The sequence below is a fragment of the Lacticaseibacillus thailandensis DSM 22698 = JCM 13996 genome (genome assembly GCF_001436135.1).
Classification (GTDB): domain Bacteria; phylum Bacillota; class Bacilli; order Lactobacillales; family Lactobacillaceae; genus Lacticaseibacillus; species Lacticaseibacillus thailandensis.
Genome location: NZ_AYZK01000001.1, coordinates 612,335 through 633,084 on the forward strand (window position 1 = coordinate 612,335; position 20,750 = coordinate 633,084).

General features: G+C 54.5%; 18 protein-coding genes. 3 read left to right on the forward strand and 15 right to left on the reverse strand.

Translation table 11 applies throughout. The annotated features are described in order from the left end of the window. The first annotated feature begins 97 nt into the window (after positions 1-97). A complete protein-coding gene (locus tag FD19_RS02750) occupies positions 98-2,494 on the forward strand; it encodes a Xaa-Pro dipeptidyl-peptidase (protein WP_054749529.1) in 2,397 nt (798 codons plus the stop codon). Between the two features lie 78 nt (positions 2,495-2,572). On the opposite strand, the gene glnA is transcribed toward FD19_RS02750, so the two are convergent. From glnA to miaA, 3 genes are all read right to left on the reverse strand, one after another. Then, positions 2,573-3,913 carry a type I glutamate--ammonia ligase gene (gene glnA, locus FD19_RS02755; RefSeq protein ID WP_054749530.1) on the reverse strand — a complete coding sequence of 447 codons (1,341 nt, stop codon included), beginning with the start codon at positions 3,911-3,913 and terminating at the stop codon, positions 2,573-2,575. An 18-nt stretch (positions 3,914-3,931) separates the two neighbouring features. Continuing rightward, positions 3,932-4,285 (reverse strand): MerR family transcriptional regulator, encoded by a 354-nt coding sequence (locus tag FD19_RS02760; protein WP_054749531.1) that lies wholly within the window; start codon positions 4,283-4,285, stop codon positions 3,932-3,934. A gap of 96 nt (positions 4,286-4,381) precedes the next feature. After that, positions 4,382-5,323: a tRNA (adenosine(37)-N6)-dimethylallyltransferase MiaA gene (gene miaA / locus FD19_RS02765; RefSeq protein ID WP_056969063.1), complete on the reverse strand. Its 942-nt coding sequence runs from the start codon at positions 5,321-5,323 to the stop codon at positions 4,382-4,384. Between the two features lie 66 nt (positions 5,324-5,389). Here miaA and FD19_RS02770 point away from each other — a divergent pair, with 66 nt between their 5' ends. Then, entirely contained in the window at positions 5,390-5,569 is a 180-nt protein-coding gene (locus tag FD19_RS02770; protein ID WP_056969064.1) for a DUF3042 family protein, read from the forward strand. A gap of 227 nt (positions 5,570-5,796) precedes the next feature. Here the strand turns inward: FD19_RS02770 and FD19_RS02775 are convergent, their stop codons facing one another. The 5 genes from FD19_RS02775 to FD19_RS02795 all read right to left on the reverse strand — a co-directional run bounded on the left by FD19_RS02775 (position 5,797) and on the right by FD19_RS02795 (position 10,472). After that, the gene (locus FD19_RS02775; RefSeq protein ID WP_056969151.1) at positions 5,797-6,198 is read right to left on the reverse strand and encodes a rhodanese-like domain-containing protein; all 402 of its coding nucleotides are present in this window, start codon (positions 6,196-6,198) and stop codon (positions 5,797-5,799) included. Positions 6,199-6,250: 52 nt separating this feature from the next. After that, on the reverse strand, positions 6,251-7,210 hold the full coding sequence (locus FD19_RS02780) for an ROK family glucokinase (RefSeq protein WP_054749679.1): 960 nt from the start codon (positions 7,208-7,210) through the stop codon (positions 6,251-6,253). Further along, on the reverse strand, positions 7,203-7,448 hold the full coding sequence (locus FD19_RS02785; protein ID WP_056969065.1) for a YqgQ family protein: 246 nt from the start codon (positions 7,446-7,448) through the stop codon (positions 7,203-7,205). The genes FD19_RS02780 and FD19_RS02785 overlap by 8 nt, the downstream gene beginning before the upstream one ends. Beyond that, positions 7,448-8,140: a rhomboid family intramembrane serine protease gene (locus tag FD19_RS02790; RefSeq protein WP_054749533.1), complete on the reverse strand. Its 693-nt coding sequence runs from the start codon at positions 8,138-8,140 to the stop codon at positions 7,448-7,450. The genes FD19_RS02785 and FD19_RS02790 overlap by 1 nt, the downstream gene beginning before the upstream one ends. A 208-nt stretch (positions 8,141-8,348) precedes the next feature. Then, the gene (locus FD19_RS02795; RefSeq protein ID WP_056969066.1) at positions 8,349-10,472 is read right to left on the reverse strand and encodes a peptidoglycan D,D-transpeptidase FtsI family protein; all 2,124 of its coding nucleotides are present in this window, start codon (positions 10,470-10,472) and stop codon (positions 8,349-8,351) included. 170 nt (positions 10,473-10,642) lie between these two features. On the opposite strand from FD19_RS02795, the gene FD19_RS02800 reads away from it, so the two are divergent. Then, complete coding sequence (locus tag FD19_RS02800; RefSeq protein ID WP_056969067.1) at positions 10,643-13,291, forward strand: YfhO family protein; 2,649 nt, start codon at positions 10,643-10,645, stop codon at positions 13,289-13,291. Positions 13,292-13,355: 64 nt separating this feature from the next. Here FD19_RS02800 and FD19_RS02805 read toward each other — a convergent pair whose 3' ends face one another. From FD19_RS02805 to pheT, 7 genes are all read right to left on the reverse strand, one after another. Further along, positions 13,356-14,012, reverse strand: coding sequence for a response regulator transcription factor (locus FD19_RS02805; RefSeq protein WP_054749537.1), 657 nt, complete (start codon positions 14,010-14,012; stop codon positions 13,356-13,358). Next, complete coding sequence (locus tag FD19_RS02810) at positions 14,005-15,081, reverse strand: sensor histidine kinase (protein WP_054749538.1); 1,077 nt, start codon at positions 15,079-15,081, stop codon at positions 14,005-14,007. Before FD19_RS02810 ends, FD19_RS02805 begins: the two co-directional genes overlap by 8 nt. Further along, positions 15,078-15,794, reverse strand: coding sequence for a cell wall-active antibiotics response protein LiaF (liaF, locus tag FD19_RS02815; protein WP_054749539.1), 717 nt, complete (start codon positions 15,792-15,794; stop codon positions 15,078-15,080). Before liaF ends, FD19_RS02810 begins: the two co-directional genes overlap by 4 nt. 154 nt (positions 15,795-15,948) lie before the next feature. Beyond that, complete coding sequence (greA, locus tag FD19_RS02820; RefSeq protein WP_054749540.1) at positions 15,949-16,422, reverse strand: transcription elongation factor GreA; 474 nt, start codon at positions 16,420-16,422, stop codon at positions 15,949-15,951. Between the two features lie 25 nt (positions 16,423-16,447). Next, positions 16,448-17,086, reverse strand: coding sequence for a uridine kinase (gene udk, locus FD19_RS02825; protein WP_056969068.1), 639 nt, complete (start codon positions 17,084-17,086; stop codon positions 16,448-16,450). 29 nt (positions 17,087-17,115) lie between these two features. Continuing rightward, the gene (mltG, locus tag FD19_RS02830; protein ID WP_082383794.1) at positions 17,116-18,189 is read right to left on the reverse strand and encodes an endolytic transglycosylase MltG; all 1,074 of its coding nucleotides are present in this window, start codon (positions 18,187-18,189) and stop codon (positions 17,116-17,118) included. 149 nt (positions 18,190-18,338) lie between these two features. Next, a complete protein-coding gene (gene pheT / locus FD19_RS02835; RefSeq protein ID WP_056969070.1) occupies positions 18,339-20,750 on the reverse strand; it encodes a phenylalanine--tRNA ligase subunit beta in 2,412 nt (803 codons plus the stop codon).

Below are 20,750 nucleotides of genomic sequence, written 5' to 3' on the forward strand. Positions count from 1 at the left end.
ACGAAGGGTTCGTCGTACCGGTCACTTGTTCTCATTACTAATTACCATTACACTGGCTATAACTATGAGATGATTATGAGGAAAGAAGGATTCTGCCATGCATCTTTACCAATTTGGCCGCATTGCGACCGACCTAGCAACCCAGAAACAGGAACTACAAACCATCGGCTTTCCCATTCGCGCGCGCAACCTCAGCAAATTAGCCCGGATGACGTTTGCACTGCTAGAACCCCAAGCACACGGTGACGTCGCCACCCATGAAGCGTGGGCTAACCGTGCCGTCGGTCCCGAAACAGACCTCAACACCTGGTTAGCTACTAACCGTGACGTTATCAAGCGGGACGACTTCTACAACGTGGCGTTGCAGTACCTCGGCTTCCAACCCCGGGTCGATTTTGACACCGCGCACCCCCGCACGTTCATGCGCGAAACCGGCTTGCCCTACCAGGACGCCGACATTAACAACCAAGACAAATTTGTGCAGGCAATTTACCTCCTCCTCAACACCCGCACCGCTAACGTGGTCACGCTGATCAACGCCCTGGCCGCCAAGGGGTTGCTGGCACACCTACCCGAACGATTTACCTTCTTCAACGGCAAGACGCTACCAACTTTTAATACGCACCAACTGATTCGGGAAGTTGTCTGGATCGAATCTGACCTCGACACGGATGGTGACGGTAAGCGGGACATGCTGGAAACCACCATCATCCGCCCGGCCGCAACGAATGCGGGGACTAAGGTACCAGCATTATTCACCGCTAACCCTTACTTCCACGGTACCAACGACCAAGACGTGGAAGCTGCGACCCACGTACCGGAACCCACCTTGGCGGTCAAACAACCAGGTACCCAGGCACCGGCAACCACGCAGGATTGGTACCCAGAGCGCCCCGATTTGCCGCACCGCCAGGCCAAAGATGTTGCCACTGCCGGTACCGTTTATGGTGACGAACCGGGTATTTACTCGCTTAACGACTACTTTCTTGCCCGCGGCTTTGCCACGGTCTACTCGGCCGGCATCGGTACCCGCGGCAGCGATGGCCTGCGCTCCACCGGTGGCCCGGACGAAACTGCTAGTGCTGTCGCCATCATCGAGTGGCTCGGCGGCCAGCGGCAGGCATTCACCACCCGGACTGGGCACACGGCCATCAAAGCTTGGTGGTGCAACGGCAACGTCGCGATGACCGGCAAATCCTACCTGGGAACACTCGCGGTGGCCGCCGCCACCAGTGGCACCCCGGCACTCAAAACGGTCATCTCCGAGGCGGCCATTTCGAGCTGGTACGATTACTATCGCGAACAGGGGCTCGTGGTGGCCCCAGGTGGGTTCCAGGGCGAAGATGCGGACGTCCTTGCAATCGACACCTACTCCCGCCAGCAAGCACCCGGTGATGCGCAGCGCGTTACCAAACAGTGGCGTAATCGCCTCGACGAATTGGCCCGGCGGCAGGACCGCCAATTTGGCGATTATAATGCCTTCTGGGATGCCCGCAATTATCGCCACCATGTGGCGCAAATTAAGTGTGACTTTGTCAGCGTCCACGGACTCAACGATTGGAACGTCAAGCCCCGCAACGTCATCAAACTACATGAAGCCCTGCGTGCGGCCGGCAGCAAAATACACCACAAAATATTCTTCCACCAGGGCCAGCACGTGTACCTAAATAACATCCGCTCGCTCGACTTTGCCGACCAGATGAACCTGTGGCTAAGCAATAAACTGCTCGGCGTCGACAACCATGCCGTCTCCGTGCTGCCTGACGTCGAAATTCAGGATAACGTTACTGCCCAAACGTGGGTCACCACGCCCGACTTTGGTGCGGGTCCTGGGGTCACCCCCAAAACCTTGCCCCTAGCCACCACGACCGACCAGACGCAAAGTTTCCAGGACCGTAGTACCGCCATTTTTAACGACCAGCATGACGACAGTGCCGGGTTCGAGCAGCACATCATTCAGCCGCAGTCGGCCTACGCGGATGTGCGCCTCTGGCTGCCACTGCTCCAACCGGATCACGACGTGGTGCTGGAAGGGACCGGCACCATCTACCTACGGGTCAAAGCCGACGCCGCGACGGCCATCATTAGTGCACGGCTAGTCGATGTCGGGAGTGCTTTTCGCTTGCAGCCCACGGCCAGTACCGTAGCCCGGGGCAACTACCCCCTGGGCTTTGACTGGCAGTACGAAAACACCTTGGAATTTGCCGCTCGCAGCCACCCCAACGACGCTCAACTGATCAGTTTCAGTCATGCGAACCTGCAAAACCCCGTTGATGGTGCCACAGCCATCGCGGTCAGTCCGGGCCAGTGGGTCGACATGCAGTTGCAGCTGCAACCGACCCGCTACCACCTACCAGCTGGCCGCCAATTGGTACTGATCATCCATGGTGCCGACATGGCGCAAACCATCCGGCCTACTGCCGCTCCGACCATCACGGTCGACCTTAGCGCTAGTCACCTGGACATCCCGTTCCGGACGGCTGCACAACACTAACTAACATCGGTAACATAAAGGCACGGCCACTTCCGCTTGGAAGTAGCCGTGCCTTGTTAGTTTCAGTGAAATTAATGCTTAGTACAGCTCCAGGTACTGCTCGCGTTCCCACTCGCTGACTTGCTGCCGATAAGCAGCCCACTCAACGTTCTTGGAATCCAAGAAGCTGTGGTACAGGTGGTCACCCAGCGCACCCTGAACGACCTCATCGTTTTCCAGATACTTCAGCGCGTTGTGCAGCGTGCTTGGCAGGTCCTGAATGTGGTTAGCCAACCGTTCCGCTGGTGCCATGCGGTAAATATTACGGTCAACCGCTTCTTCAGGCTGCAACTTTTCTGCAATTCCATCCAGGCCGGCCGTCAACATGGCGGCAATGGATAGATACGGGTTAGCCGATGGGTCAACACTGCGCATTTCCAAACGGGTAGAAACACCGCGACCGGATGGCACCCGAATGAGTGGGGACCGGTTCTTACCGGACCACGCGATGTACACCGGTGCTTCGAAACCAGGAACCAGACGCTTATAGGAATTAACGATTGGGTTGTTGATTGCCGTCAACGCCCGGGCATGGTCGAGTAGCCCCGCCAGGAAGTGCAAAGCCGTGTCGGACAATTGGCCGTCACCCTTGGCGTCATAAAAGGCGTTCTCCTGACCGCGGAACAACGACATGTTCATGTGCATCCCACTACCGTTGATGCCGTGTAGCGGCTTAGGCATGAAGGTGGCATACAAACCATGCTTGCGCGCAATGGTCTTCACTACCAGCTTGAAGGTTTGAATGTTGTCCGCAGCTTCCAGGGCATTAGCGTACTTAAAGTCCACTTCGTGCTGGCCGGGAGCAACTTCGTGGTGTGATGCCTCGACTTCAAACCCCATCTTTTCCAGCTCCAGCACGATGTCGCGCCGGCAGTTTTCACCAAGATCCAGTGGGGCCAGGTCAAAGTAGGAACCCTTGTCATTCAGCGTGGTCGTTGGCCGACCGTTCTCATCCATCTTGAAGAGGAAGAATTCTGGCTCAGGGCCAATGTTAAAGGAGCTAAAGCCAGCGGCCTGCATCTTTTCAACGACCCGCACCAGGTTATTACGGGGGTCACCGGCAAATGGCGTACCATCCGTCATATGTACCGAGCAAATAATCCGTGCAACTTTGCCGTGCTCACTGCCCCACGGGAAAATCATCCAGGTCGACAGGTCAGGGAACAGTAACATGTCACTTTCCTCGATCCGAACAAACCCATCAATACTGGAACCATCCATGGTAATCTTATTGTTAAGCACCTTTTCCAGCTGACTGATCGGCACCTCCACGTTTTTGATAATCCCGTTAATATCAGTGAACATGAGGCGCAAAAACTGAACGTTCTCCTGCTTGACGATCGTACGAATCTCATCTGCGGTGTACTGTTTACGTGCCATTAAATCAATTCTTCCTTCCTAGTTAAATCCTTGTCCAAATGGGCCCCTACCCGTTTGTGTAAAACCAGATTGGTTCAGGATGTCATCTTGGAGCATCTTCCGCGCATCCGTGTCCGTCGTCTGCCGGGCTTTCACCGCCCGCATCCGCCGAATCTCACTCAAACTGAGTCCCGATTTGCGCTGCTGTACAATACTCAACAAGACGTCTACATCTGCCAACGAAAACATGCGGTGGTTGCCCGCATTTCGTGCTGGATGCACGAAGCCCTGCGTTTCGTAGTAGCGTATCTGGCGCGCGGTCAACGTCGTCAAATCCATCACTGTACCAATCGGCAGAACGGCCCGCCGCCGCAAAATTTCTGAATTGGCCATGACCATTCCCCCCTTGATGTTGTTAAGTATAAACCACTCATAAGGGGGGTCAACCGTTTATGTTAGCTAAGCTGACATAAAGTGTGAACTGGTAAGTTATTGTGCCGAACGGCCTATACCATTAATGAATTCGGCGACCCGTTGGCGCAAGGACGCGTACGTTTGTGGCTGGGTAACCAGGTCATACCAATCCGGTGCCATCTGGTTACGTAAGTAGGTCAACTGGCGTTTGGCGTACCGCCGTGAATTACGCTGTATCAGACTTACTGCGGTCGCCAAATCATACTCCCCCGCAAAGTAGGGGACCAGTTCCTTATACCCAATCGCCGCCAAGGCCTGGTTATCCGTACCGTAACGGTCGATGATGGCCCGCACCTCCGCCACTAGTCCGTGGGCAACCATTGCTTCCACCCGCGCGTTGATTCGCTGGTACAACAATTGGCGCTCCGTGGTCAGACCCACCACCAAGGTTGTATACCGTGGACTGGGGGCGGGTTGTTCGGAGAACCGGTGACCAGTTTGGTCAATGACCTCCAAGGCGCGCACCGTGCGTCGGACGTTCGCCACCGGAATCTTCCTGGCAGCAACGGGATCCCGTTGCTGCAGTGCCGCCCACGCCGCCTCGGCACCGTGCACGTCCACGAACGCCTGCCACTTACGCCGCTCAGGGCTACTGCCCGCTGTCCCTAACGGTAACCCTAGGCGTAACGCGTTTAAGTAAAAGCCGGTACCACCCACCAAAATAGGAATTCGCCCACGCTGCTCAATATCGTTAATCGCCTGTCCCGCCAGCTGCACAAATTTGGCTACCGAGTACGGCTCACCAGGAGTCAGGATATTGATCAGGTGGTGGGGCACCGCTGCCAGTTCTGTCGCTGTCGGCTTGGCCGTGCCAATATCCATCCCCCGGTAAACCTGGAACGCATCCGCATTGATGATCTCGCCGGCTAAATCCTGGGCTAGCTGGATCCCGGTTGCCGTCTTGCCCACCGCGGTCGGACCCGCGACCATGATAATTTTTGGTTTGAAAGCGTTCATATTATCACCTGTATGAATTATAATAAGAAATGTAAACAATGCACCCCACCAAAGGAGGTAGTGACCATGACCCATAAATTTGCTAGGGGCTTCTTCACCGGTCTGCTCACAGCAGCTGGTGCCGTTGCCGGAACCATATATGCATTTAAGAAAACTTACGTTGACCCGGTCGAGGACAAAGCGGAAGAAATTGATGCCAACCGCCGTCGCGCAGTACGCAAGTCCAAGGGCGCCCACCAGGGTTAAACACTCAGCAGGTTGGAGTTGCAGCAGTGATACTTGTGATTCCGCCGCAAACATTTTGAACATGAGCGGCACCACCAACGCGGTGGTGCCGCCCTTTTTATGTGCACGATCAGCAACCACAAAGAAGCACCCGCCTTCACCGTTCCCGGTTAATCTGCGGGTGCTTCTTTGTGAACCATCACCAGGGCGTGATGCTGGCCATGCCAATACACCACCGCCCGCGACGGCTAATACTTATTTTTCTTAGTCTTACCAGACCAGTCAGCATAGCCCTTCTTCAGCCAGTAAACGTGCTGGAAGCCCGCCTTCTTCAACATCTGAGCAGCACGGATCGACATGGCACCGGTTGTATCGTACAGGTAGACTGGTAAGTCTTTGCGTAGGCCAGTCATGCGGTCCTTAAACTGAGTCAGCGGCATGCTACGTGCACCAAGGATATGGCCACCATCAAAGTCGTTGGTTTCACGCAGATCAATGATCTGCGCCTTACGCATGTTCTCCTCGAACTCATCCGCATTGATTTCGCCACCGATGCTGCGTAGGCGCCGGGTCACGATATACTTGTAAAACCAGTTGGCCGCCCAAAAAATCAGGACGATTCCAATAGCGATGATGATTGCATTAATAATTGATAATCCTTTGGCAAACATAGCCAGACCTCTCCTTTACAACTCCATGATTTTACTTTAGGGCTAACCGGGCAGCACCAAGCACACCAGCACCGTTGCCCAACGTAGCCAGCCGAATTTCCGTCGTGTTACGCACGTTGTTAAACGCGTACTGCTTGAAGTACTTTTCGACCTGGCTACGCAAGAATTCACCAGCGGCACTCACACCACCACCAATGACCACGTAACGTGGGTTCATGGTGTTGGCAACGTTAGCCAGAGCCAAACCGAGGAAGTAGCTCACCCGGTCAACCACTTTGATAGCCAACGGGTCACCGTTTTTAGCGGCATCAAAAACGATCTTGGACGAAATTTCGTCACCATCATCCAACGTCTTCTTGATGGATGAGTTACCGGAGTACTCCTCGGCCATTTCACGGGCAACGCGAACCACGCCGGTGGCACTCGCAACCGTTTCCAAGCAGCCGTGGTTGCCACAAGTGCACAGGTAACCGTGCGGGTCGACACATACGTGCCCAATCTCGCCAGCCGAACCACCGACCCCGTGTAACAGGTGGCCGTCAGCAATGACACCCCCACCAACACCGGTCCCCAGCGTCACGAAGACCACATCCGGTTCGTTTTCACCGGCACCGCGCCAGCGTTCACCGAGAGCGGCCACGTTGGCATCATTATCGATGGTCAACGGCATGTGCGTGCCAGCTTCAATGTCCGCCTTGACGTTCTGAGACGTCTTCCAGTTCAGGTTGTACGCACCGGTCACCGTACCCGCTTGAATATCCACGGAACCGGGTGAACCCATGCCAATACCAGCAAAATCGGCGGGCTGCATCTGGTACAAGGCTAGGTGTTCGTTAATGCTATCAATAATATCTGGCACAATGTGAGCACCATCGTCCAGGACGTTAGTATCGATGCTCCAACGTTGCTGGATTTCGCCATCGGTAGTGGTGATGGCAAACTTGGTGGTGGTACCGCCAAGGTCCACACCGATTAATTTTTGGTCAGTCATTACTATGTTCCTCCGAATGTGTTTTTTGCGGCAGCTTCAGTGGGTGCCGTAGCTCCTCTTCGTGTGCGTGGTTTAACACCACTTTGGCCGTCGCGTAGGTCTTGCGGTCAATTAACCCGGCTTTGGCCAGCCGGTCCAACTCGATCGCTGCTAATTCCATGTCGTACAACCGCTTGCCAACGTGGATGTACGTGCCAAAACGCTTTAACAACTTCAAGACGTCATTATACGTTTCCATTACATTATCCCCGTTCCATCAACTATGAACAAGATGATTGGGACCGCAATTAGTAGTACGCCCATGAGCACCCGCTTGACCCGGCGAATGGTCCCGACCCGGGGCACACCCACCGCACCAGCGATCAAAAAGCCACCAATAAGGCCGGCAATGTGCCCAGCAATATCGATCGACGGCTGGGTGAGATCAAAGACGAGGTTGATCACCACCACGATGGCGAACTGACGCACGGCTGCATTGATCGCCGGATTATGGCGAAAGTTATCACCCAACATCAGAAACGCACCAAGGAGACCAAACAGTGACGTCGAGGCCCCGGCACCAACGGAATTGGCGCTGTCAAAGATCATCCCACCAAAGTTACCAACGATACCGCTGACCAGGTAGATGGCCAAGAAGCGCCAGTGACCAAAAACAGTTTCGGTCATCCGCCCCAAAAACCATAGCGACATCATGTTGACTAGGAGGTGCACAATGCCAATATGCAGGAAGATGGGGGTGACCAGGCGCCACCATTGCCCAAAGAAGGCAATGTACGGGTTGTACCGCGCACCTAACGCCACCAACACCTTAACCTGGGTACTACCACCCATGGCGGTTTCTAGCATGAACATACCAATCGTCACCACCAACAAAACGTAGGTGATCACCGGTTCGTTACGCCACACACCGCTAAAACGGGAATTTCGCATTGCTGCCCCCTTCCGCACTAGTTGTGCAAGCAACTCTTACAATTCTACCAATTTATTGAGCGCTTTCCAAGCCGGCGCCCGTAAAAAACCAACAATTCCGTCCTGAAGCGGCCGAGACCCAAAGGAAAAAACCGCCGACCCCTTGAAGGCCTAACGGTTTCCTACTCCAACCACTCCCAACCACACGCGACGCACGCCCAGATTGGCGTTACCCGTTAATGGTCGACTGGGAAGTCGAGTAATTACTGTCCTTTTTAATGTTGTGTAACTTGTAATAATCCTGAATGATGTCGTGCGCCATGGCGGTGTTTTCCTCGCCCGCCGTCGACGTCAGGTTAGGAATGACCAGTGCGACCGCGATCTGCGGGTTCTTTGCGGGCGCAAACGCAATCAAACTGATCGTGGTGGTTTCCACCATGGACGAACTGGAATCGGTCGGATCCGAGTGGGCAAACGTCTGCGCAGTACCAGACTTTGCCGCAACCCCAGGATTGAGATCGTTCAACGCACTCACGGTCCGGTTACTATCAGACCCATGCACGGTCATCCACATCCCCTGCTTAACCAGGTTGACGTCAGCCTGCGTAGCACCAATTTTGCCCATTACTTCCGGTTGGGTGACTGATAGCACGGACTTGCTCTTGCTACTCCTACTGCTATCCGTGATCGACTGTACGAGGTACGGCCGCATCCGGTAGCCGTTGTTAGCCACCGTGCTGACGTAGTCCGCCAGTTGCATCGTGGTGTAGGCATCGTAGTTCCCGTAGGACAAGTCCAATGCGGACCCAACGGCCAGCGCGCCGTAACTATTGTGTGTGGCCCCTTCCAGCCCGGTGACTTCACCTGGCAAATCAATGCCGGTTTTGATACCCAGCCCGAACTCACCAAAGTACCGCCGCATTTTGCTAAAGATGTCGTTGTCCATATTGAGGTAACTATTGGCCGCGTACTTTGCGTGCCCTTCCTTCATGGCCAGCCGCATCATATAGATGTTACTAGAAATTTCGAGGGCGTGTTCAGCCGTCAACGAACTGTACGCACCAATGTTGTACCAGGATTTCTTCACGGGTGTGCCTTTCAGGTAGATTGGCACGTCGGGTTGCGTATTATTGCTGGTGGTGATGACACCGTCTTCCAACGCCCCCAGAACCATGGCGGGCTTAACGACGGACCCCATAACGAAGGTCTGGTTAATGGTACCCAAAGCATTTTCAGTAATGGTGTTCTTCTTAAAGTTGTGCTTATAACCCGTCATCGCGAGAACCGCCCCGGTGCTGGGGTTCATCACCACGGCGTAGGCCCCATCAGACAAACTAGCTGCCCCAGAACTAACCGCCGACTGGTAGTATTTCTTCACGATGCCAGCCACATCATTCTGGAACTTAGAATCAACCGTCAGGTTCAAGTTTTCACCCGCCGACCCTGCGTATTGTTTGACCGCGCTGGAAACTTGATTATTACTGTTGACCGTCACCTTGGTCTGGGACTTGCTCCCCTTGAGAACGTCTTCGTACTGCTTCTGCAGGTAGGAAGTCCCCACCCGGTCGTTACGCGAGTAGCCTTCCGTCAGGTACGCGGACAATGAATCCTGTGGTAACCCCTGCTTGGACGTGCTGACCGAACCAATAATACTCAGCATGCTCTTACCGTTAGGGTACGAGTTCGTCCAGTCCGTACCCAGGTTGACGCCGGGCATACTCGACAAGTGTTCACCCACCTGGGCAACTTCCGTCGCGGTGACGCCCGTTTCCTTCAGGTAGACCGTGGAAAACTCACTAGCGCTGTTCATCTTGTAGTATAGGGCGGCGGCAGTCTTCTGCGTACTCGTTAGTCGCGGCATCACCCGTTTAGCTGCACGCAGTTCCACCTTGTACAATTTGTTGGCACTCAACTTCAATTGCTTCTTGGTGAGTAGCTTGTTAACGCGCTTTAGGTGTTGCTTATTCGCTAGGAAGTAATCCAGTTCTTGGCGTTTGGTCAGGGTGCTCGTGTCCGCCTTAATGTACGTGGCTAAGACGTTCGCCACCTTTTCCATCTGGGCGGAGGTCACCGACACGTTCTTCGTGTAGGTAATCGCCTTATTAGCCTTATTAGAAACCATGATGCGGCCCTCAGAGTCATAAATCATCCCCCGGGGGACGGTGCCTTCGACCGTCGTGCTGCTACTACTATTAACTTCTTCCGAGAACGAACTGCCGTTAATAATCTGCAAGTAAGCTAATTGCCCCACCAACAGAGCAAACAGAACAAAGACAAAAAAGAATAGCAAATTTAACCGAAACGGAATCCGAGATTTTGGTCGTTGTGGTCGTGGTGTACGTATGTACTTCAACAGTGGCGCTCCTTCGTATTTTCTGTAGTTTAGTGTAACAAAGAAACCGGGCAAACACCACGGGCGTAATTTCTGGTATGCTGGTCAGTGAACGCGGTGATTCGGGCTACCAGGGGCATATAACGGCGGCCGCGTGAGCCTAATACCATTACCAAAACGGAGAGGTTTCTATGCACTGGTTTAAATCAATCAAACAGCACCCACTAACCGTAGCATTTGTCCTACCCATAATGATTATGGGGATTTACTTTGCTGTGTGCCAACACGTCTATCCCTTTGGTAATAGTAGCTTACTCACCGTAGATATGGGGCAACAATACATCGATTTTTACGCATACTTTAGACAAACCTTGCTGGGCCACCCCGGCCAGTTTTTCTACGCGTGGAACAAGGCACTGGGCGGTGACATGATCGGTGTCTGGGCGTACTACCTCATGAGCCCGTTCAATTTGGTCCTCCTGCTCGTCCCCAAATCGGGACTGGACGTCGGCATCTTGGTAATCACGCTACTGAAGTACGGCGCGGCGGGCCTCACCATGGCCTACTACTTGCAGCGGCGGGGCCTACGTAGTTGGGCACTACCTGCTTACAGTTTGGCGTATGCGCTCTCTGGTTGGATGATTGCCAACCAGTTGAACCTCATGTGGTTCGACGGTGCCATCATGTTGCCACTGGTAGCCGACGGTGTGGACCGGCTGGTCGCGGGTGAATACCGGCGCTACCCGTTACTATTAGCCGCAACCTTATTGGTCAACTATTATATTGGCTACATGGTTTGCCTGTTCATTATCGGTTACTTCTGTTTCGCCCTGGTGCGCGCCCAGTTACGCCGACCCGCCGCGTTACGGGCCACCCGCCATTTTGCCCTGACCAGTCTCCTCGGGGGTGCACTCACCGCCGTCCTGCTAGTGCCGACCTTTTTTCAAATCACGCAAAGTAAGGGTACCTACACCACCACCAGCGTTAACTGGCGGTTCGAATATAACCCACTGCACCTCCTCAGTAAGTTGGTCGCGGGCTCCTTTAACTTTGACCAAATGCCGTCGGGACTCCCCAACATCTTTGTTAGCTCGCTGGTGACCCTCGGGGCCATCGTCTACTTTATGAACCGGCGCATCCGCTGGCAAGAACGCTTGACGGCCGGTTTGTGGAGCCTAGTACTGTTAGTATCCTTAATGTTTGAACCGTTAGACCTGCTCTGGCACGGCCTCCAATTCCCAGTTTGGTACCCCTACCGCTTCTCGTTCGTGGTCACCTTCTGGTTAGTATTGCTGGCCGCGCGGGGCTTTCAACACCTGCCCGATGGTATCAGCGTCGTGCAGATGGTGGTACTGGTTACTTTCAGCGCGGCGACGGATCTGTACGTGTGGTTGAACCTGGACCACTTCAGCTACCTCACTAAGGAGCAGGTGCTACTGACTGGACTACTAAACCTCCTAGCCATCGTGGTCCTCAGTTTGCGGGGCAACGCCCACCGCGGAACCTACATCATTATTTTACTGCTCAGCATCGCCGACATGGCCAGCAATGCGGCCTTGACCCTCAACCAGCTGGCATATGTCAGCCACTCGGACTATCACACCTACACCGAAGCTTTGCGCGCAGGTGCTCAACAGGTGCAACAACGCGACCACGGGTGGTACCGCATCGGCAAAACGGTCGGTCGGACTAAAAACGACGCCATGGAAGTCGGCTTTAATGGCACCGACCAGTTTAACTCCATGTTCGAACCGCGCGTCCCGACCTTCTTTGGCAAAATTGGCCAAGCAGACGGGGATGGATTTGTCGCGTACACGTACGGGACGGAATTTACCGACGCCTTGCTGGATACGCGCTACTGGCTCACCAAACGTGCCGGGAGTACTGCCTTTTTGCCGACCGAAAGTACGCGCGCTGACGTTGCCGACTACACGGGCATTGCCCACACCAGCAACCTGAACGTTTACCGCAACGATAACGCGTTGGGGATCGGCTTTGGGGCCAGCAAGGACATCCTGAAAACTAAGCTTACCACTGGCACCCCGCTAACCAACCAGGATCGGATCGCCTCGGCACTGACCGGCGCGCACACCACCTTCTTTGAACCGCGGGCCTTTGAATCCATCACCATGACCGACAATGTTAAGGCTATGGCCGGCGTCGGGGGCACCACCTACACCGTCAAAAAGGGCGGTGCGGCCACGTTGACCTACACGTTTATTGCCAACACCACCGAGCCGTACTACCTGACCGTAGACAGTTCCCTGACGGACAACGCCGCCACGGTGCGTTTGAACGGGCAAGAAGTGCACCTGGCCGACTCCTTCCGTAACACCGGGGTGCTTAACGTCACACCCGCCCAAGTAAATAAGGTCAACACCATTACGATCACCCTCAACAAGCAGTCCCTGTTCATCGGCAACGTAGCCCTGTACCAGCTGGACACCACCAGCTTCCACCGGGCCATTAAGCAGCTACAAAGTGAGCCCCTCCACGTGACACACCACGGGAGTAACAGCTTGCGCGGACACGTGACCATCAAGCGACGGCACCAGGTACTGATGACCACCATTCCGCAGGTGCCGGGCTGGCACGTACGGGTCGATGGGCACACTGTGCATCCCCACAGAGTACTGGGCCTGTTTATGACCATCCCGCTGTCCAAGGGGCACCACACCATCAAGATGTTCTACGTTCCGCCATACCTGGTGACCGGACTGTTGATCACGTTAGCAGCCCTATTCATTGGTTGGATCTGGCTCTGGCGCAACCGGCCGCGCCACGCAGCGGTGCCACGGTTCAACCACCGTATCCAGCAACTGCTACGCCGGCCACGGTAACACGCTGAAAAAGACTGGCCTTACTACTAATTGGTAGTAAGGCCAGTCTTTTTGTTGGCGGGTGCTATTCACCAACATCATTATTGGGGGCACTCACCTTGCCGTGCCGCACCGCGTACAGCGCCGCCTTGGTCCGGTCGTCGACTTCCAGTTTAGCAAGAATGTTAGACACGTGCGTTTTGACCGTCTTTAACGTAATGAACAGCTCGTCAGCGATCTCCTGATTACTTTTGCCCTGAGCAATCAAGTCCAACACTTCCCGTTCCCGATTGGTCAGGTCGTCATACAACGCCATGTCCGCCATGGCTTCATCCTTATGTTGCAACTTGTCATTGACCTCCGGAGCAATAGTACTTTGTCCACGCATAGTTTTACGAATAGCATCCGCAATTTCCGCGGCCGTGCTGGTCTTGAGGATATAACTGGCCGCGCCAGCAGCCATCGCCGGATACACCAGTTCATCGTCGATAAAACTAGTGAGGATAATCACGTGGGCTTGCGGCCAAGCAGCCAAAATTTCCTTAGTGGCCGTGACCCCATCCATTTTCGGCATCTTCAGGTCCATCAGGATGACGTCGGGCCGCTTGGCGAGCGCCTGATCACGACCGTCTAGCCCGTTCTCCGCCTCACCGATCACCTCAATATCGTCCTGGATGCCTAAGTACGACGCAATCCCCAAACGAACCATTTCGTGATCATCAACAATTAATACCTTAATCATGGTGCTCCTCCTTCGTTGTTAACGGCACCCGCACCTCGACGCTGGTACCCTGGCCGGGAAAACTAATTATCTTCACGGTGCCACCTAAACTGTGGGCCCGTTCCTCAATATTGTTGAGCCCGTAACTACCGGCATTATCAGCGGTGGTGGTGTCAAACCCCACCCCGTCGTCAATCATCCGTAACACCACGTTGCTACCAACCGTGTTAAGGTATACCTCTAATTGCTTGGCCTCGGCGTGACGGAGCGTATTACTCAACAGCTCCTGGACGATTCGAAACAAGTGATCCTCAGTGGTGGTCGCCAAATGGACATCAGCAATGTCCCACTTAATGGTGATATTGATCTTGGTCTGGAGTTCCTTGAGCAAGCCAATAATTCCGGTTCGTAGCGGTTTACCCGCCAGCGAGGTGGGCCGCAGGTGCAGTAACAACGCTCGCATTTCCGACTGGGCCGCATTGATCACCCGCTCAATCGTATCAAGTTGCTTAAGCAAGCCGCCATCGGCTAACGCCGGTTTAGCCTCCACAACCGCCCGCATGGTTGAGAGCAACATCATGGCCGCAAAGAGTTGCTGGGACACAGAATCGTGTAGCTCCCGCGCAATACGTTGCCGTTCAGCGACGACAACCGCCTCTTTGCTTTCTCCCTCCACGAGGTCAGGCTTCTTGCTGTAACGTGCAATTTCCTCTTGTAACCGAATCAATTGTTGTTGGATTGCCCGCAGTAACCGGGCGTTATCGTGACCAAACACCTTGGCGTTGACCGTCGTAGCGTTATCCGTGTCGGTATCCAAAAAGTCGCGTAACAACCGGCCCAATTCTGTTGCCATTCGCCGTTGGGTCACCCGCACGACCAGCCACACGCACGCCGTTACGACAACCCCGAGGAGGCAGGCCGCAATCACCGCAAAGATGGCCACAGGCACACCCGCAACCGGATATGACAATATGCGCCAAACGTATGCCCACTTGTGCGCCACGACTACCATCCACATCAGTACAATTTCGAGCAGAAATATTAACAAGCTAATGGCGCCCAGAATGCAAGCATAGCCCTTCTTGGTCATACCGTCACCACCTCCAGGTCACCAATCAACGCGCTAGTAATGATGCGCAACCGTCGTGGCGCGTCATCATACCCCGGAGTTGCTAAATGAATGGTTTCGTTAGCAAGGTGAAAGTCCTCCCCCGCAAAGCTGACCTTACCCGCTAGCGCCGAATGGTTCAGCTCAATACCGACCCCCAGCGGCACCAAGACGCGGGTCCGCCCAAAGCCTTTGCGGATCACCACCACGTTATCGCGTTGGGGCAAAATGGTGTTGCCCAGGTCGACGATGGTATCACCCGCCAGTACGGTAATGTTGGTGTCCTCCCACTCGAAGACAGAACTGCCAATGGTGGTATCACCAAACCATGGCTGGCGGCGGGGACGACCGGCGTTAGCGCCAAAGCCGTGCACAGACACGAACTGCTTGTGGGTCCAGGGCGTCCACTTGCCGTTCCGCGCCCGCCGCCGCAGACTCAGAAGTAACATAATGCCCCCAAACGCCAACATCCACCAGAACGCGCCGTGCACCGCCACACTGACGGTAACCGACACCGTACCAAAAACTAGGAGGAACGTGCGCCAGAAACCACTTTGACGTCCCCGCGCTATGACTAACGCGACCGCGCCCACGATCAAGAAAATCAGCGTGGGCAGATCGCTAAATAAACTAAAGCCCAAGCACAACGCCAAAATAAATTCAACGATGGCGAAAAAGTATATTCTTGACGACATGTTCCACCTCCTGCGTATATCATACCCTAACCACCCCAAATTTCGTGGGTCTCCAGACTGATTTCAGTGCGGAGAAACGTCCCCAATCGTGGGCAACCTAAAAGCGGCGGTCCTGTATGCACAGGGCCACCGCTTTGCATGAGCTGAATGGGTTTTACTTAACTGCCGTAATCTTGACTTGCATCTCACCACCAGGGGTTTGTACCGAAACGGTCTCACCCAACTTGTGGCCGATCAAGGATTCACCAATCGGGGATTCGTTACTGATCTTACCCGCCATTGGGTCCGCTTCAGCAGCACCAACAATCTGGTAGGTCTCGGGGTCGTCTTCACCAACCTCGATGAACGTGACCGACTTACCCACGGACACTTCGTCCTTGGCCACGGCGTCACTATCAATGATCTCCGCGTACCGCAACATCTGTTCAACCTGTGCGATCCGCGTTTCCAATGATGACTGCTCGTCCTTAGCGCTTTCGTACTCGGAGTTTTCGGACAGGTCACCGAAACCACGGGCAACCTTGATCCGGTTAATGACTTCCGGACGCTTGACCGTCTTTAATTCTTCCAATTCCTTTTCCAATTTGACTTTGCCATCCGCCGTCATTGGGTACGTCTTGTCTGCCATGCTAATTTACCTCTTCCTTATCTACTTAACTTAAGCCGCGCTGGTCCAGAATTGCCTGCACCTTGGTGACCAATAAATCCACTGCTACTTTGTTCTGACCACCCTCGGGGATAATCAGGTCCGCGTACCGCTTGGTTGGTTCCACAAACTCGTGGTACATCGGCTTAACCGTACTCTGATACTGCTGAATAATGTCGTCCAGCGAGCGGCCCCGCTCCACAATGTCCCGCTTGATGCGGCGCAATACGCGGATATCATCGTCCGTGTCGACAAAGATTTTGATGTCCATCAACTCACGCAGTTCCTTCTCGGCGAGGATCAGGATGCCTTCAAGGATAATGACGTCCGTGGGCTCTACGTGAATCGTCTGGTTAGTCCGGTTGTGGTCGGTGTAATCGTACACCGGCTTTTCAATCGGCTGCCGGTGCAACAACCGTTGCAAGTCCGCCACCAGTAAATCGTTATCGAAGGCGAGCGGGTGGTCGTAATTAATCAACTTCCGCTGGGCAAAGGGCAAGTCACTGTGCTTGTAGTACGAATCCTGCGCAATGAGGGTCACCGACCGCGTAGCTTCAAAGTGGTCAAAAATTTTGTGCGCCACACTCGTCTTGCCAGAGGCCGAACCCCCAGTAATCCCAATCACAATGGGCTTTTGCTGTTCCATTACTTATTCATCCCCACTAGAGTTACTTGTTACTGATTGTCGCTACCAATTGCCTTAATGTTGGCATTCTGTTCCGCCAAGGTCCGGGCATACAGAATCTTCCCGGTCTTGAGGTTGGCCACAAAGTACAAGTAACCAGCACTACGGTCAGACGGATTCAACACCGCCTGGATTGATTGTAAACTGGGCTGGTTGAATGGCCCCGGGCCAAAACCAGTGTGTTTATACAAGTTATATGGAGATTTAACCGCCGTATCCTTGTTGGTTAGGTGGGTTTTATGGGTATTGAGTGCGTACATCACGGTGATATCCGATTGTAGCGGCATGCCCGCGTCCATCCGGTTGAAGAACACCCCAGCAATCTTGCGCCGACTCTTTTCCGTCACGCCTTCACGTTCAACGATCGAAGCCAAGGTGAGCACATGCTGGACGGTCAGGTTCTTTTGCTTAATGGTAGCGTAGTACGGCTTCAAGACCGTGTTGGTTTTAGCCACCATTTGGGTGACCAGTTGCTTCATGGTTTCACCCGAACTTACAGTATACGTGGCCGGGAAGAGGTAACCCTCCAACCGGTACCGCACCCCGTGCGCCTTAGCCGCTGATCCCAGTAATTGCGGGTACTTTTTGGCTAACTGCTTGAAGAACTGTTGGTCACGCATCAACTTCATGAAGCTGCGCTTAGAGATGTTACCGTTCTTCTTGGTGTACTTATCCATGCTGCTGGCAATCGTTTCGACGGTCACCCCTTCACGCACCAACACCTGGGTGCCGGCCGTGCTGCCGTTACCCATCAACGTGTTCACGACGTGCTTTAAGTCCATCGACTTAGCGACCTGAAAGGTGCCCGCCTGAAAATCACTGTAACTATTAATCTTCGCGTACAGTGCAAAGACGGTTGCGCTCTTGATGACACCCCGCTTGGCCAGCACGTCGCCAATTTGCTTGGTGCTGGCCCCACTCGGAATACGCACGCTGACGTCCTTGGTCGCGTGGGGGTCAACGGCAGCTAACGAAGTCGTGACGTACCGGTACCCCATGAACCCGACCACGGCAACGAGCGCGACCACAATGCCGATCACCCACCAAACAATACGGTGGACCATACGGTTTTGTGCGTCCCGAAACGCCCGCTTATCCAGCGACGTACCGGGGATTTTTTGATGCTCTTGCTGTGAACCAGCCACAATCAGACCTCCAAAACGTTAATTATCTCGACCATTATATTAGAAACAACCTTAAAAAGCGATAGTTACTAACGAATTTTAGCGTTTACTTCAGTCTTGAGGGCCGCTTCCACTGCCGCCATGGCTTTTTCCACGGTCTCCTCAGTCAACGTATCATCATCACGCCGGAACGTCAGCGTGTAGGCCAAGCTGCGCGTTGCTGGTGGTAACTTTGGCCCAGCATAAACGTCAAACAGGTGCACATCCCGCAAGTAAGCCCCAGCGTTTGCCCCAATCACGGCTTCCACCGCGGCGTTGGTCGTCTTGCTGTCCAACAGCAGCGCTACGTCACGCGTCATTGCCGGGAATTTTGGTGCTGGCTTGACGGTCTTATCTGCCCGCGCGGCTGTGAGCAACGGCTCCAAGTTCAGTTCGAACACAAACGTTTGTGGGAGGTTATGCGCCGCTTCGTACTGCGGGTGCAACCGCCCCAGCAACCCAATGCGGGCGTCGTCCAACATGACGTAGGCGGACTGGCCGGGGTGCATGCTGGCCGGCAAGTCGGCAGTGGTGTAGGTCACCGTGCCGTCGAGGTTATAATCATCCAGCAACATGGCAACGATCCCCTTGGTGACGTAGAAATCAACTGGCTGCACCGGCTGGTTCCATTCCTTGTTGGCAAAGTTGCCCGTCAACACACCCGCGACGTAATTGTGTTCGGCTGGCCGGTGCTGATCCTGCTGCCGAATGAAGACCCGCCCCTGTTCGTACAGGGCGACGTCAGTTTCCTTACGGGCTACGTTGTAGCGGACCGCGTCCAGCAATCCGGTCAGCATGTTTGCCCGCAATTCCTGGTGATCAACCGTCATTGGCCAAGCTAACTTAGTCGTGGCGTTTCTTTCCAAACCAAATTCGTTGGCCTGGCCTTCCCCGCGCAGTGAGTAGGTGATGGCTTGGTCCAACCCGGCTCCCTGTAGCAACGTCCGGTTCCGCCGTAACCGCCGCTGGACGGAGTTCAACGTCCCCACCGTCATGGTTGCTGTGGGTAAGGTAGCGGGTAAGTTGTCGTAACCGTAGATCCGAGCAACTTCCTCGATCAGATCGGGCACAATAAAGATATCCCAGCGCCGAGCCGGCACTGATACCTGCATCTGGTCACCCTCGCCGGTCACGCCAAAGCCGAGCCGGTCAAAGATGCCTCGCACCGTCGCCGCGTCGAGCGTAGTCCCCAGCACGTGGTTAATTTGGTCAGTGGTAATGGCAATAACTTTAGGGGCACCGCTCACACTGGTAGCCGTGGCAATGCCATGCGCTACCGTACCGCCACCCAGCTCAGTTGCCATCCGGGCTGCCGTATCCAGGGCGGTAATAATGCTGGATTCGTCGATCCCCTTTTCAAAACGGGAACTGGCCTGACTACGCAAATCATAGCGCTGCGCCGTTTTGCGGATGCTCGTCCGGTTAAAGACGGCCGATTCAAATACCACCGTCGTCGTGCTGCCCGTAATTTCGGAGTTCAATCCACCCATCACCCCAGCTAGAGCTAGTGGGGTATCGCCGTTACTAATAACAATGTCATCCGGTGTCAATGTCCGGTCCGTCCCGTCCAGGGTGGTCAATGCTTCACCATCCGTAGCACGGCGGACCCGGACGGTCCCGTTACCGACTTTGTCGTAATCAAACGCGTGCATTGGCTGCCCAAAGTACAGCATGATGTAGTTCGTAATGTCCACAATGTTGTTGAGTGGCCGAATACCGGCATTCCATAAGCGCCGCTGAAGCCACAGTGGGCTGTCTTGGACGTGCACACCCGTCACGACCCGCAAGTTGTAACTAGGCGCATCGTCGGGGTCATCAACGCTCACCTGAAGGTAGTCACCAACCGGCTGACCGTCGTCCACCACGGGCTGATCATCAAAGTGCGGCTTGTTGCCGTAAGTGGCACCAACTTCCCAAGCTACACCGCGCATACCTAAGGCATCGGCACGGTTGGGCGTGATGTCAAAGTCGAGCACGGCATCGTGCATGCCGAGCACTGCCATAGCATCCGTTCCGGGCTTGATGTCTTCGTTCAAAACGTAAATGCCATCGGCGTACTTCTTTGGTGCCACACTGTCGCTAAAGCCGATTTCCTGCAAAGCACAAATCATGCCGTCGCTCACTTCACCACGCAACTTGCCCCGCTTGATCTTCTGGTTATTGGCAATACGTGCCCCAGGCAGCGCCACGATGACCGTCTGCCCGGCCGCCACGTTGGGTGCACCACAGACAATCTGCCGCAACTCATCCTCGCCGGTATCCACCATGCAAATGTGCATGTGGTCGGAGTTGGGGTGCATACGGATACTCTCAATGTGGCCGACGACGATTTTCTTTTTCCCTTCATCGCGCCGCGTGACACTAGGAACCTCGATCCCGGTCCGGGAAACTTTATCCGCCAACTCTTCGGGGCCAACGGGCACATCAACTAACTCTGTTAACCAATCATATGAAACATCCAT

Bases quoted from the DNA above. Each gene is read 5' to 3' on its own strand.
- FD19_RS02760 (WP_054749531.1), bottom strand. From the start codon at position 4,285: ATGGCCAATTCAGAAATTTTGCGGCGGCGGGCCGTTCTGCCGATTGGT.
- udk (WP_056969068.1), bottom strand. From the start codon at position 17,086: ATGGAACAGCAAAAGCCCATTGTGATTGGGATTACTGGGGGTTCGGCC.
- greA (WP_054749540.1), bottom strand. From the start codon at position 16,422: ATGGCAGACAAGACGTACCCAATGACGGCGGATGGCAAAGTCAAATTG.
- FD19_RS02785 (WP_056969065.1), bottom strand. From the start codon at position 7,448: ATGGAAACGTATAATGACGTCTTGAAGTTGTTAAAGCGTTTTGGCACG.
- FD19_RS02780 (WP_054749679.1), bottom strand. From the start codon at position 7,210: ATGACTGACCAAAAATTAATCGGTGTGGACCTTGGCGGTACCACCACC.
- FD19_RS02800 (WP_056969067.1), top strand. From the start codon at position 10,643: ATGCACTGGTTTAAATCAATCAAACAGCACCCACTAACCGTAGCATTT.
- pheT (WP_056969070.1), bottom strand. From the start codon at position 20,750: ATGGATGTTTCATATGATTGGTTAACAGAGTTAGTTGATGTGCCCGTT.
- mltG (WP_082383794.1), bottom strand. From the start codon at position 18,189: ATGGTCCACCGTATTGTTTGGTGGGTGATCGGCATTGTGGTCGCGCTC.
- FD19_RS02750 (WP_054749529.1), top strand. From the start codon at position 98: ATGCATCTTTACCAATTTGGCCGCATTGCGACCGACCTAGCAACCCAG.
- miaA (WP_056969063.1), bottom strand. From the start codon at position 5,323: ATGAACGCTTTCAAACCAAAAATTATCATGGTCGCGGGTCCGACCGCG.
- FD19_RS02770 (WP_056969064.1), top strand. From the start codon at position 5,390: ATGACCCATAAATTTGCTAGGGGCTTCTTCACCGGTCTGCTCACAGCA.
- FD19_RS02805 (WP_054749537.1), bottom strand. From the start codon at position 14,012: ATGATTAAGGTATTAATTGTTGATGATCACGAAATGGTTCGTTTGGGG.
- FD19_RS02790 (WP_054749533.1), bottom strand. From the start codon at position 8,140: ATGCGAAATTCCCGTTTTAGCGGTGTGTGGCGTAACGAACCGGTGATC.
- FD19_RS02810 (WP_054749538.1), bottom strand. From the start codon at position 15,081: ATGACCAAGAAGGGCTATGCTTGCATTCTGGGCGCCATTAGCTTGTTA.
- glnA (WP_054749530.1), bottom strand. From the start codon at position 3,913: ATGGCACGTAAACAGTACACCGCAGATGAGATTCGTACGATCGTCAAG.
- liaF (WP_054749539.1), bottom strand. From the start codon at position 15,794: ATGTCGTCAAGAATATACTTTTTCGCCATCGTTGAATTTATTTTGGCG.